At 39.0% G+C, this 12,570-nt stretch carries 13 protein-coding genes; 3 read left to right on the plus strand and 10 right to left on the minus strand.

Annotated elements, in window-relative coordinates; all coding sequences use genetic code 11:
• Positions 1–8: 8 nt before the first annotated feature.
• The 3 genes from dnaG to M3166_RS08295 form a co-directional block, all read right to left on the minus strand.
• The gene (dnaG, locus tag M3166_RS08285; RefSeq protein ID WP_251689086.1) at positions 9–1,838 is read right to left on the minus strand and encodes a DNA primase; all 1,830 of its coding nucleotides are present in this window, start codon (positions 1,836–1,838) and stop codon (positions 9–11) included.
• Between the two features lie 311 nt (positions 1,839–2,149).
• On the minus strand, positions 2,150–2,965 hold the full coding sequence (locus tag M3166_RS08290) for a pyruvate, water dikinase regulatory protein (protein ID WP_251689088.1): 816 nt from the start codon (positions 2,963–2,965) through the stop codon (positions 2,150–2,152).
• Positions 2,966–2,973: 8 nt separating this feature from the next.
• A complete protein-coding gene (locus tag M3166_RS08295; RefSeq protein ID WP_008403112.1) occupies positions 2,974–3,612 on the minus strand; it encodes a helix-turn-helix transcriptional regulator in 639 nt (212 codons plus the stop codon).
• Between the two features lie 369 nt (positions 3,613–3,981).
• Here M3166_RS08295 and M3166_RS08300 point away from each other — a divergent pair, with 369 nt between their 5' ends.
• The 3 genes from M3166_RS08300 (at position 3,982) to M3166_RS08310 (ending at position 6,970) form a co-directional block, all read left to right on the plus strand.
• Positions 3,982–5,370 (plus strand): glycine--tRNA ligase, encoded by a 1,389-nt coding sequence (locus M3166_RS08300; RefSeq protein WP_079525619.1) that lies wholly within the window; start codon positions 3,982–3,984, stop codon positions 5,368–5,370.
• 264 nt (positions 5,371–5,634) lie between these two features.
• Positions 5,635–6,099, plus strand: coding sequence for a hypothetical protein (locus M3166_RS08305; protein ID WP_251689090.1), 465 nt, complete (start codon positions 5,635–5,637; stop codon positions 6,097–6,099).
• A 64-nt stretch (positions 6,100–6,163) separates the two neighbouring features.
• Positions 6,164–6,970, plus strand: coding sequence for an EcsC family protein (locus M3166_RS08310; protein ID WP_251689092.1), 807 nt, complete (start codon positions 6,164–6,166; stop codon positions 6,968–6,970).
• Between the two features lie 52 nt (positions 6,971–7,022).
• Here the strand turns inward: M3166_RS08310 and M3166_RS08315 are convergent, their stop codons facing one another.
• From M3166_RS08315 to ybeY, 7 genes are all read right to left on the minus strand, one after another.
• Positions 7,023–7,808, minus strand: coding sequence for an MBL fold metallo-hydrolase (locus tag M3166_RS08315; RefSeq protein WP_251689094.1), 786 nt, complete (start codon positions 7,806–7,808; stop codon positions 7,023–7,025).
• Between the two features lie 81 nt (positions 7,809–7,889).
• Positions 7,890–8,663 carry a DNA repair protein RecO gene (gene recO / locus M3166_RS08320; protein ID WP_008403126.1) on the minus strand — a complete coding sequence of 258 codons (774 nt, stop codon included), beginning with the start codon at positions 8,661–8,663 and terminating at the stop codon, positions 7,890–7,892.
• A gap of 61 nt (positions 8,664–8,724) precedes the next feature.
• A complete protein-coding gene (locus M3166_RS08325) occupies positions 8,725–9,888 on the minus strand; it encodes a CapA family protein (RefSeq protein ID WP_251689096.1) in 1,164 nt (387 codons plus the stop codon).
• A gap of 514 nt (positions 9,889–10,402) precedes the next feature.
• Positions 10,403–11,317, minus strand: a complete 915-nt coding sequence (gene era / locus M3166_RS08330) for a GTPase Era (protein WP_087615321.1) — start codon at positions 11,315–11,317, stop codon at positions 10,403–10,405.
• Positions 11,304–11,711 (minus strand): cytidine deaminase, encoded by a 408-nt coding sequence (locus tag M3166_RS08335; protein ID WP_251689098.1) that lies wholly within the window; start codon positions 11,709–11,711, stop codon positions 11,304–11,306. The genes era and M3166_RS08335 overlap by 14 nt, the downstream gene beginning before the upstream one ends.
• Positions 11,712–11,736: 25 nt before the next feature.
• The gene (locus tag M3166_RS08340; protein WP_251689100.1) at positions 11,737–12,087 is read right to left on the minus strand and encodes a diacylglycerol kinase family protein; all 351 of its coding nucleotides are present in this window, start codon (positions 12,085–12,087) and stop codon (positions 11,737–11,739) included.
• Positions 12,074–12,559, minus strand: coding sequence for an rRNA maturation RNase YbeY (gene ybeY, locus M3166_RS08345; protein ID WP_251689102.1), 486 nt, complete (start codon positions 12,557–12,559; stop codon positions 12,074–12,076). The genes M3166_RS08340 and ybeY overlap by 14 nt, the downstream gene beginning before the upstream one ends.
• Positions 12,560–12,570: the final 11 nt, after the last annotated feature.

Genomic DNA, 12,570 nt, shown 5'->3' on the forward strand with positions numbered 1-12,570 from the left:
AAATCGCGTTAAACGCCCATTTTTATCTTTCTATTTAAGTTAATTATTTGTTGGGCAATCTCAAGTGCTCGTCTATGCTCATGCATTTTTTCTGCTTCTTTTTGATCGTGCTTTAATTGTTCAATCTTTAGTTCTAATCGGCGTTTTTCGATTTGCTTTAAACAATCTATTATTTCCGCTTCACCATTATCAGGGTCACGTTCAAGTAACGCAGCATCCATCACAATTTTTCTTAAATCATGATCATCCAACACTTCGACGAATCGATGGAAATCAGCCATTTCATATTCTTCATAAAAACCAATTAAACGAACAAATACGGATAAATATTCCTCATGAATGAAAGGTTCGTTATTTCCCTCTCTGAGAACTTTATTCACAATATTTACATCATGCAACATATGTGCTAAAAGTATACTTTCCGCACGGTCTGTTGCATCTTTTTTACGCTCCCTTTGGAGAAGAGGCGTTGGTTCTTCCACCATTTTTTGATCGCGTTTCTGCTCTTTTACATTATCCGCGACCATTTTTCTTAATTGGGTACTGATCGCCTCTTGGGAAATATTTGTTTCATTTGCCAATTGACGAATGTATAAATCACGTTCAGTTGGAGAAGTATTATTTTTTAATGTTTCCAGAACTTCTTGAATGTATTGAAGTGTGTCATTTTCAAATTGAAAATTTTTGCCGCGTTTCGCATGCATCATCATAAATGCAATATAAGCGTGCGGCTTTTCTATTATTTGATTTTTAAATGCCTCTTGTCCGTGTGTACGAATGTATTCGTCCGGATCAAGTTTATCTGGTAAAACAGCGACCTCAACTTTAATCTGTTCTTGATGAAGCATTTGTGCAGCACGCTTGGCGGCCTCAAAACCAGCATTATCACCATCATAGCAAATCGTAATTTGCTGAACTAAGCGTTTGAGCTTTGTAATATGCTGGGGCGTAAGAGACGTACCCATCGTTGCTACAGCATTGTATATACCTGCTTGGTTTGCTGCTAAAACATCAATAAAGCCTTCCATTAAAATTACTTGTCTTGATTTACGGATAGATGCCCGCGCCTTATCCAAATTATAAAGTACTTGACTTTTATGGAAGATCGGCGTTTCAGGACTATTTAAGTACTTAGCATCTTCGCCATCGGAATTTAAAATCCTGCCTGAAAATGCAATCGTTTTTCCATTTTCATCTCGGATCGGAAACATAATCCGTCCTCGGAAACGGTCAAAGTAGCTGTCTTCACTTTCTTTACGAATGATCAGACCGCTTTCGGCCATTTCTTCAAGATCATATCCTTTGCGCTCCAGTAGGATTGACAGCGTGTCCCAATTCGGCAACGCCCATCCTATCTGATGTGTTTCGATTTGCTCACGTGTAAATCCTCTTTCAAGCAAATAATTTAATGCAGGTTCGCCATCTTCTGTATTCATTAAAATATGATGATAAAACTCCACTGCAAACGTATGAGCCTCTCGCATTTGCTGCTCTTTTTTTGAAATGGGCGAATTCGACATCGATTGCTCAGTCGACAATTCCATTTCAAGCGGGATTCCCGCACGTTGACTTAGTTTAATGAGTGCATCCGGAAACGACAGATGTTCCATATCCATTACAAAAGTAATGGCGTTTCCTCCTGCCCCACAGCCAAAACAGTGAAATATCTGTTTATCGCTGGATACTGAAAAAGAGGGTGTTTGCTCACCATGGAATGGACATAATCCAAAATAGTTGCGCCCTCTTTTCGTTAACTGCATATAATCGCTAATGACATCGACTATATCGGACTGCGAGCGAATTTGTTCAATCACATGTTCGGGTATTTTTCCAGCCACATTATCACCATCTACAGTATTCGAGATAAATTACAAATATCCTCTAAAATACGACAAAATTTCTTATACAAATTTGTAATTACCCTATAATAATTATTTTTACCACAATTTTATTATTATAAAACAAAAAGACTATTGTTGCTATATAATTTCAAAAAAATAATCAGAATATAACTAAAAATGTCGAAATTCAGCGATATATGCAAGCTTATTCTGTAACAAAAGTATTGTTCACTTAGTTTCTTAAAAATCTTAAATATTATTCCACCAAAAAAACCTCCTCTTCCTTTTTGAAGAGGCGGCTATAGTTGCTATCTACAATCAAGCTCTAGCATATCAATAATTTTATGCGCTGTTTCTTCGACAGCACGATTTGTAACATCTATCGTTCGACAACCTATTTTATCAACAATACTATAAAAATAGCTAATTTCCTGCTCAATTCTAGTATGTTGTGCATAAAATGCATTTTCCGTTAAACCCAATGTTATTAAACGCTCTTTTCGAATATTGTTGAGCTTTTCCGGTGTAATGACCAATCCAAAACATTTTTTCGGATCGATTTGCATTAATTCCGCTGGGGGTTCCACTTCCGGAACGAGCGGCACATTCGCCACTTTATACCGTTTATGAGCTAAATATTGCGATAATGGGGTTTTAGATGTTCTTGATACACCGACTAAAACAATGTCCGCCAGCAAAATACCGCGCGGATCCTGCCCGTCATCATATTTAACAGCAAACTCGATCGCTTCAATTTTTTTGAAATAATCATCATCCAATTGATGGACAAGCCCCGGCTTTTGCAACGGCATTTCATCAAATGAAGTTTCGATCAAGTCAAGCATCGATCCCAATAAGTCGATTGCATGAACCTTATATTCACTTGCGATTTTTTGAAGTGCTTGTCTCATCTGCTTTTCAACAAGTGTAAAGACAATCGTTGCCTCATTTGCGATAGCAATTTGGACAATTTTCTCCAACACATCCACATTGGCAATATGAGGAAACTTTCGAATCCTTACTTTTTCGAAATTTGGCCGAAACTGGCTGACTACCGCTTTCACAGCCGCTTCTCCAGTTTCACCGACCGAATCTGATACTACAAATATAGTCAATTTTTTCATAAGATCACCTATAAATCATGCGTTTCAGCTAACGAAATAAACGCACGTGTAATATTCGTCTTCGTTAACCGTCCGGTAATGACCAATCCCCGCTCAGTTTCTTCAACTACCGGCATGGAATCAATTTCTCGTTCTATTAACTTTTTGGCCGCCACGATTAATGAATCCGAATTAACACAATAGGCAATATTCGGCATTCTCGTCATAATTATATGCACAGGCATTTTATTTAAATCCTGTGTTCCTATACTCGAACGCAGTAAATCTTTTCGAGACAGCACACCTTGTAATATTTCATCTTTATCAATAACGAAAAGTGTTCCGACATCCTCGGAAAACATATGGATAATCGCATCATAGACTGTCATATCATCCGGAACGACTACCGGAATCGACTGAAAATCCTTTACTTTTAAATTCAGCATTGATTCCGTAAAGGCAGCCGTTGTTTTTTTACCTGCATAGAAGTAGCCGACACGTGGGCGCGCATCTAAAAATCCAGCCATCGTTAGTATAGCTAGATCAGGTCTCAATGTAGCGCGCGTTAATCCAAGGCGCTCAGCGATATGTTCGCCCGTAATAGGGCCATTTTCTTTTACAATTTGCAAGATTACATCTTGACGTTTATTGAGTTCGATTGGACTCACCCGCTTCAAATAATGTTATACTTTATCCTTAATTATTATATACTATTCCCTTCTATATTGCGAAGAAAACAAACCCATGCTACAATATTAGCGAACAACTCACTTGTTGTTTTGAATATTAATATGTAAGCGATGAAGGGATTAATAAGTATCAATTCTAACATAAGCGAGTAGGGATAGTGCAAGCCTACAATGAATTGAGAAACGGCGCCCCTGAGCTATTTTTATAAAAGAGGTTTTTATTTATTTAAAAACAAGCGGGGTGGAACCGCGGGTACATCGTCTTGATGCACTCGTCCCCGGGCAGAGCTTTTGTGCCCGGAGACGGGTGCTTTTATTTTTTTCATTAACGAACAGGAGGTTTTTTTCATGGCAGAAAAATCAATGGAGACAATTGTATCATTAGCAAAACACCGCGGATTCGTATTTCCCGGATCTGATATTTACGGTGGTTTAGCAAACACTTGGGATTACGGTCCACTTGGTGTAGAACTTAAAAACAACGTAAAAAAAGCTTGGTGGCTGAAATTCGTTCAGGAATCTGAACACAACGTAGGTTTGGATGCTGCGATTTTAATGAATCCAAAAGCATGGGTTGCATCTGGTCACGTAGGTAACTTTAATGACCCGATGATCGACTGTAAATCATGTAAAGCGCGTCACCGTGCAGATAAATTGATTGAAGATGCTTCTTTAACAAAAACAGGCAAAGAAATTATCGTTGACGGTATGACTTTCGATCAAATGAAAGAAAAAATGGAAGAGCTTGAAGTAGCTTGTCCAGACTGCGGAAAAATCGATTTCACAGATATCCGCCAGTTCAACTTGATGTTCAAAACGCACCAAGGTGTAACTGAATCTTCATCAAATGAAATTTACCTGCGCCCAGAAACTGCACAAGGTATTTTCGTAAACTTTAAAAATGTTCAGCGTTCAATGCGTAAAAAGACACCATTCGGTATCGCACAGATCGGTAAATCTTTCCGTAACGAAATCACACCTGGTAACTTTACATTCCGTACACGTGAATTCGAACAAATGGAACTAGAATTCTTCTGTAAACCGGGTGAAGACCTTGAGTGGCACTCATATTGGAAAGAGTTCTGCAAAAACTGGCTTCTTGCATTAGGTATGAAAGAAGATTCAATGCGTTTACGCGACCATGAAGACGATGAGCTTTCACACTATTCAAATGCGACAACGGATATTGAATTCCGCTTCCCATTCGGCTGGGGCGAACTATGGGGTATCGCAGACCGTACAGATTATGACTTAAAGCAGCATATGGAACATTCAGGTGAAGATTTCACTTACATCGATCCTGTCTCAAATGAGCGCTATGTACCATACTGCATCGAGCCATCATTAGGTGCAGACCGTGTAACATTGGCATTCTTATGCGATGCTTATGAAGAAGAGCAATTAGAAGGCGACGATACTCGTACAGTATTACGCTTCCACCCTGCTCTAGCTCCATTCAAAGCAGCTGTATTGCCACTATCTAAAAAATTATCAGAAGAAGCTGGCGACGTATGGGCTGATTTACGTAAAGCATTCCCGGTTGATTACGATGAGTCACAATCTATCGGTAAACGTTACCGCCGCCAGGACGAAATCGGTACACCATTCTGTATCACGTACGATTTCGATTCAAAAGAAGACGGTCAAGTAACAGTACGTCACCGTGATTCAATGGAACAGATCCGTATGCCAATCGCGGAAGTAAAAGCTTACATCGAGAAGCATTTACAATTCTAAAATCAATAAGACACTTTCTGTTCGATTTGAGCAGAAAGTGTTTTTTCTTTTTACAGGATTGAAATATAAAATCTTATCTACAGTTATTTATCCATTAGCCCCCTCTCTCAAGCATTGAATAATCCAAAGATTCATTCACTAAAGTTTAAGCACCTTTTTTCACATTACCTTGTATTAAAAAAAGCCCTTTAATTTTTAGATTATTCAAATAATTAAATTTTAAATAAGTTATAATCAAAGATAGTAATAGATGGAGGGGATTTTATGTTTTTTCAGGTAAAGGACAAAACCGACACACCTTTAGACACATTCGATAAAATTTCACATCTCGTAAAGGCTATACTTCAATTTGAATGCCCAGAACACCGCGCACAACACCACATCCTCTACACGGCGAATATGAAACTTGAAACTTATCGTGAAGCACAGTTATTTTACAGAAAGTTTGACGATCCGAGCAACGCACTTGGTCGTTTAAGCCGTGAAGCTTATGAGCTGGCAAATAAAAAATACAATCAATTGTTTACAATTATCCGGGGCTATATGCATTTAAGCGACGATAATAAACGTAGCCATTTTAATCATCACTTCCGCTTTTCCAAAGAAAAAATAGAGAATATGTTCACTCTTTTTGAACACATGCATCATCATCAATACTTAAAGCTTGAAGAAGAGTTTTATGAACGGTTAAAAGAAGATATCATCCCATTACTGACACAATTCGAGTGACTTGCTGAAACCTTTTCCGTTATGGAACGTAAAATAAGGAGCATGTCCATTGGGAGGATGATTTATGGAAACTCAACAGCAGCTAGAAAATCATTTATTAACAATCCAACTTTGGGAAAAAGATCAAAGCGGTTTATGGTTTTGGGAAAAAATCGGCCGCATCCCTTTTAAAATACTCGATAAATTAACACCGAAATTCATTCAAGAGAAAATTTCCGTCTTGATCGACGAATTGGTAAGCTATGTCCAAACAGGCGGAAAATATTTAGTAAGCGAAAAATCGATGATGCGTCATATTCAAAAGCATACGCTGCATTCGGTTTCCACCTTGAAGGATATTGGACAAATGCCGATTGAAGATATGGTGGAACTGAGTGAAAAACTACAGAAAAACCGTGCAAAGGTCGCAACCGTACAAGGGGCATCTACCGGCTTTGGCGGTGTTTTTACATTGGCACTCGATATCCCTGTTATTCTAGGAATTGCGCTAAAAACATTGCAGGAAATCGCAATGATCCATGGCTATGATCCAAATGAAAAAGCCGAGCGTATATTCATCGTAAAATGTCTGCAGTTTGCTTCCTCTGATGTTGTCGGAAAAGAAGCGATATTAAATGAACTGGCACAACATTATGAAAAGCCGAACGCTGCAGAAAATATGGTTTCCCAGTTACAGGGCTGGCAGGAAGTCTTCTTTACGTACCGCGATAACTTCGGTATGAAAAAGCTCTTTCAAATGATTCCTGTAGCAGGTATGATTTTCGGTGCCTTTATTAATAAATCGATGATTGAAGATATTGCCGAGGCAGGTATGATGCTATATCGCAAGCGAAGAGTGCTGGAACGGATGAATGAACTGGCAAACAGCTAAATGCGCAAAAATAGCCCAGGATTTTAGTATTACCTAAATCCTGCGGCTATTTTTATTTGTGTACGGCTTTTTTATTTAATTCGTGCATTTCTTGTAAACCTTTATAAAAAGGATAAAGCTTTTGCAATTGTGATTCGTCAATACTATCGTTCGCTAAATTATTTAAATATAATAATGACTCGTCAATTCGTTTTTGAATTTCATCGAGGTTATTCGTCGTTGTCCCATGTCCTGGCACCATAACTTCAATTTCTTTATCCGATATAATCGTTTGCACTTTTTGGATCGTTGCAAAATATGCTTCATAATCCTCAATAAAAGGAAACTCAACATTCGATAAATAATCCCCCGCCAGTAAAATACCGAACGGCTCCACCACTGTAAATAACCCATCTCCCGTATGCCCTGGCGATAAGTAAAAGCTACACGTTATATCCTGCAGCTCAAGTGTTTGGCCATCTTCTTTAATAATAATGTCTATGTGAGGATAAATAATAGGATAATCTCTTTCAATATAGTACTGAGCATCAAACTGACGGATTTGCTCCAATACCTCTTCTTTATTTATTCGCTTAACAAAAGCTTCACTGGCAATTGTTGTAGCATTCGGAAAAGCACCTGCAGCAATAATATGATCATAATCACTATGTGTATAAATAATATATAATTTCCGATCTTCAATAATCGACTCGATATAGCCTTTTATTTCAGCAATTTCGTTCGGCAGCCAGTTAGGGTCGGTCACGATTAAGGCCTTCTTCGTTTTGATTACCGCAGATGTCGTTTGATACAAAACACTTTGAAAAACGGTCAGTTGCTCATTTTCAAATTGGCGCACTATTTTCACTCCTTAATAGAAGAAAGCGAGTCTGCGCGATTCTACGCACTTTCGACTCGCTTTATTTCCTAGGCAATAATTTTATTCTTCTTCCTTCTTTTCACGCTGCAGTAACGGTGTACGCTCCAGTTGTTCGATGAAGTTGCGTGATTTCAGACGGATCCCTGTTTGCTCTTCATAAATTGTCGTTACAATTTTTTTAATAAATTGCTTCGTTTGCGGTTTTAATTCCAGCTTGCCGACTTGCTCAATCGGCACCGTATAAAACATGCGAATCAGCTTGAGCTGCGTTGGTGATAACCGAATAATATACGGGTCCAAATGGAAACATCGATGACATATAAATCCGCCTTGTGTAAATGAAAATGCAAATTCCCCATCAACGGCCCCACACCCTGCACATGCATGCAAAATCGGCTGGATACCTGCAAACGGAAGCATTTTCCAATCTACAAACAATGTAATTGCTTCAGGATCATACCCTTCTTCAATTGCATTCAATGCCTGAATTAATATATCAAAAGCATAAGGTTCCGGTCTGCCTTCTTCAACGAGGCGATCCACTATTTCCACGATGTAGCTTGCATAAGCTGTTGCCACAATATCTGTTTGAATATGACGCATCGAATTGAAATGTTCCCCTTGCTGCAATGTCCCCATGCCTGATGTTCGCTGGACTAAAAACGAGCCATGCATAAAAGTTTGTGTTACACCTGCTAAACGACTCGTCGGTTTTTTCGCTCCACGTGCCATACACGCGACTTTACCTGCTTCACGTGTCATAAGTGTCACGATTTTATTGGATTCACCATAAGCACGCGCCTTTAAAACGATGCCTTCCCATTTATGTAGCATCTGTTGCACATCCTTCTATTTCTTTCATATCTCTATTATACCGTACTATTGCTAGAAAAGTTTAATAAACGGTTACATGTTGTCCCATGATTTTCTTTACCCACTGCAGATTTTTTATAGAGCGCTGTTCCACATCTTTTAATGGATAGACCCGATAAATACCGTCTGCATCTTTTAATACAGAAGTGGCATAAAGCTCAGGTTCATCTATTGTAATCAGGTCGCCTTCCTTTGTAATTTCAAGGCTCGCGATTCCGCCAATCATTGTGTTCGGTATTGTTATAATTGTTGAAAAGAAATTACCGAGCGAATAAAAAATATGCGTCTCCTGCCCCTGTTCATTGATCAGCTTGTCATATGGCTGCAATACATGCGGATGGGTCCCGAAAATAATATCGACTCCGGCTTTATTTAATATATCGGCATAATATTTTTGATTGTCATTCGCTTCGTAAACGTATTCAGATCCCCAATGCATCGATACAGCTACTACATCGACCGATTGTTTTAATTCCTCGACATCCGCTTTTATTTTTGCTTCATCAATATAATTTATGAGAAATGGCGATTCCTGTGGCAAATAAAGGCCATTTGTACCGTATGTGTAGGCGAGCAGTCCAATTTTTATCGATCCGATTTCCATGATGCGTTGTGTAGATCTGTCGTCTTCATTTTTATAAGCCCCTACATAAGGCATATGGTAGTCTTCAAGATTGTTAAAGACGGTACGCATACCATTTTCCCCTTGATCGATAATATGGTTATTGGCGATTGTGACTAAATCGACTCCTGTATGTTGGAGATCCCGAATAATATGGGCTGGACTTGAAAATAGCGGATACCCGCTTAATGGATACTCATTGCCTACAGGTGGAGATTCCTGATTGGCGATCAGAAAATCATAGCTTTGCATCTTCGGCAGCACCGCTGCAAAAGATGAAGTATAATCATCATATTTCGCAAGTCTTAAATGCAGCAAAATATCCCCGGTCATTGCAAGACGAATCGATTCTTTAGCGACCTGTTGCTTTGGTTCACTAATGGATTCGTTTTTATCATTTATATCATTCTCTATCTTAATTTGTGATGAATTTGGCTCTTCAATATTCATTTGCCCTTCTGCGACCAAAATTGTTTGATCTTGGTCGACGGTCGCAATGACAATAAATAATAAAGCGAGCGATATCGCCCAAAGTGCCAGTAAAAATTTATTTAAATTATTCATTGTATTCACCTTCTGACTTCTGTTAAATATTCCCTTACTAAATGGTAGCAGAACCTTGGCCATAATCAAGAATAAAATCATTTTCGTCCTGAGAGGCGGGATTTATTCGCCAGGTTTGGGGGAAATGTAGAACATTTTGAGGGGAAAGTAGAAAGTTTTGGGGCGAATGTAGAACATTTTTAATGAAATGCGGAACAAAGCTGTTGTAATGTAGAACCTATTTATTTTATTCGCCAATTCAGCTGAGTATCTAGAACGTTTCGTCGGAAAAGTAGAATACTTCCAGATGCATGTAGAACTTTTCATCGATAATGTGGAACAAAGCTGAGGAAATGTAGAACCCATTCATTTTATTCGCCAATTCATCAGAGTATGTAGAACGTTTCGAGGGCAAAGTAGAAAGTTTTGGCCCGAATGTAGACCTTTTCACCGTCAATGTGGAACAAAACGCCTGAAAAGTAGAACTCCATATAAAAACACACCGATTTTTCATCGGTGTGTCTGCTGCTATCTATTAATACTCGTCTTCTCTAAAACCGAAATCACGTAAATGTGTTTGCTTGTTACGCCAATCTTTTTGAACTTTTACCCAAAGCTCTAAGTATACTTTTGAGCCTAATAGCATTTCAATATCCTGGCGGGCACGTGAGCCGACTTCTTTTAAAAGGGCGCCGCGTTTACCGATAACAATTCCTTTTTGTGAATCGCGTTCTACCATGATAGTCGCCTGTACATGAATCATGTTCTCTTTTTCTTCATGTGGCTTAATTCGCTCAATAACAACCGCAATTGAATGAGGAATCTCTTCACGTGTTAAGTGCAATACCTTTTCACGGATTAATTCAGAAATAATGAAGCGTTCCGGGTGGTCCGTTACTTGATCTGCCGGATAATATTGAGGCCCTTCAGGTAAATACTTTTCGATTGTTGTTAATAAGTTTTCTACATTGTTGCCTTGTAATGCTGAAATTGGAATAATTTCTGCAAAGTCGAACTTATCTTTATACGAATCAATAATTTTTACCAGTTCATCCGGATGTACTAAATCGATTTTATTGATGATTAAAAATACCGGTGTTTGATTACCTTGTAACAACTCGATGATAAATTCATCACCTTTACCGATTGCTTGTTCAGCGTTAACCATAAACATAATTACATCCACTTCGCGCAATGCGTTGCGGGAAGTTTTCAGCATAAATTCGCCTAATTTATGTTTTGGCTTATGAATCCCCGGTGTATCGATGAAAATTGTTTGAGAGTTTTGTTGTGTTAAAACACCTTGTACTTTATTACGTGTCGTTTGTGGTTTATCAGACATAATTGCAATTTTCTGGCCGATCACTCGGTTTAAAAATGTTGATTTGCCCACATTAGGACGACCTACAATCGAGACAAAGCCCGATTTGTATCCTTTATTTTCCTGCATTTTTCATATCCTCCGTATTAAATGCACCCGGGATCAGCTCACCTACTGTTGTTTGTTGAACGTCACCATTCATATTTGTTAAGTAGACGGGCATATCCGGAGCACAAAATTCACTCATTACTTGTCGACAAGCTCCGCATGGGGAACATGGACCCGGTGTGTCTGCTACGACCGCCAGCGCTTTAAATTTCATATTGCCTTCTGACACTGCTTTGAAAAACGCCGTACGTTCAGCACAGTTTGTCATGCTGTAACCTGCATTCTCGATATTGCAGCCATTGTACACTGTACCATCCTCAGCTAATAAAGCCGCACCTACTTTAAATTTCGAGTAAGGTACATAAGCAAATTCACGTGCAATTTTAGATTGATCCATTAATTGTTCCATGTTCATCTTTGGTTCCCCCAAAACTTTATTTTTAAAACCATTTTGGTAAAAATATGAGTAGTCCGATTATAACACTTGCGAGCGCAAAAACAAGTACGGCACCTGCCGCAACATCCTTTGCCTGCTTGGCTAGCGGATGAATTTCCGGTGATGCCAAGTCCACCACACGCTCGATTGCCGTATTGATCAACTCGGTTCCGATGACAAAAGCTATGACTAAAATGATGATACACCATTCAACGATCGATAGCCCTGTCAGTAAACCAGCCAGCAGGACAATCACTGCACTCACTAAGTGAAATCTGAAATTCTGTTCGTGTACTGCCGTAACTAGTCCTTCCATTGCATAACGAAAAGAACGAAAAAATTTACGGACGTTCATTCATATCACGACCTAGGCCGTATGACTGTAAGATCTCATCTTGTTTCCCGAACATGACTTTTTCATCTTCAGGTGTCATATGGTCATAGCCTAGCAGGTGTAAAAAGCCATGGACAGCCAAGAAGCCGAGCTCACGTTCAAACGTATGGCCATATTCAGCTGCCTGTTCACGTGTACGATCTGTCGAGATGATAATATCTCCTAAAACACGTGGAATCCCTTCACCGATAATTTGCAGTTCCCCTTCGCCCATTTCTTCCAATGCAAAAGAAATAACATCAGTAGGCTGGTCTTTATCACGGTATTCACGGTTAATTTCATGGATCGCTTCATTCGTCACAAACGTAACTGACACTTCCGAGCCGTCCTCGATACTTTCCTGCTCCGCTGCATGCTGGAGTAATTTTTCCACTAATTCCAAGTGGGATTGTTGTACTTCATTTGTTTCATCTAAAAAATCAATTAATAACATGTTGTTCCCTC

The organism is Solibacillus isronensis (assembly GCF_023715405.1).
GTDB lineage: Bacteria > Bacillota > Bacilli > Bacillales_A > Planococcaceae > Solibacillus > Solibacillus isronensis_B.

Excerpts from the sequence above, each read along its gene's own strand:
- M3166_RS08290 (WP_251689088.1), bottom strand. The coding sequence starts at position 2,965 with ATGAAAAAATTGACTATATTTGTAGTATCAGATTCGGTCGGTGAAACT.
- M3166_RS08300 (WP_079525619.1), top strand. The coding sequence starts at position 3,982 with ATGGCAGAAAAATCAATGGAGACAATTGTATCATTAGCAAAACACCGC.
- M3166_RS08305 (WP_251689090.1), top strand. The coding sequence starts at position 5,635 with ATGTTTTTTCAGGTAAAGGACAAAACCGACACACCTTTAGACACATTC.
- M3166_RS08310 (WP_251689092.1), top strand. The coding sequence starts at position 6,164 with ATGGAAACTCAACAGCAGCTAGAAAATCATTTATTAACAATCCAACTT.
- recO (WP_008403126.1), bottom strand. The coding sequence starts at position 8,663 with ATGCTACATAAATGGGAAGGCATCGTTTTAAAGGCGCGTGCTTATGGT.
- M3166_RS08325 (WP_251689096.1), bottom strand. The coding sequence starts at position 9,888 with ATGAATAATTTAAATAAATTTTTACTGGCACTTTGGGCGATATCGCTC.
- era (WP_087615321.1), bottom strand. The coding sequence starts at position 11,317 with ATGCAGGAAAATAAAGGATACAAATCGGGCTTTGTCTCGATTGTAGGT.
- M3166_RS08335 (WP_251689098.1), bottom strand. The coding sequence starts at position 11,711 with ATGAACATGGAACAATTAATGGATCAATCTAAAATTGCACGTGAATTT.
- M3166_RS08340 (WP_251689100.1), bottom strand. The coding sequence starts at position 12,087 with ATGAACGTCCGTAAATTTTTTCGTTCTTTTCGTTATGCAATGGAAGGA.
- ybeY (WP_251689102.1), bottom strand. The coding sequence starts at position 12,559 with ATGTTATTAATTGATTTTTTAGATGAAACAAATGAAGTACAACAATCC.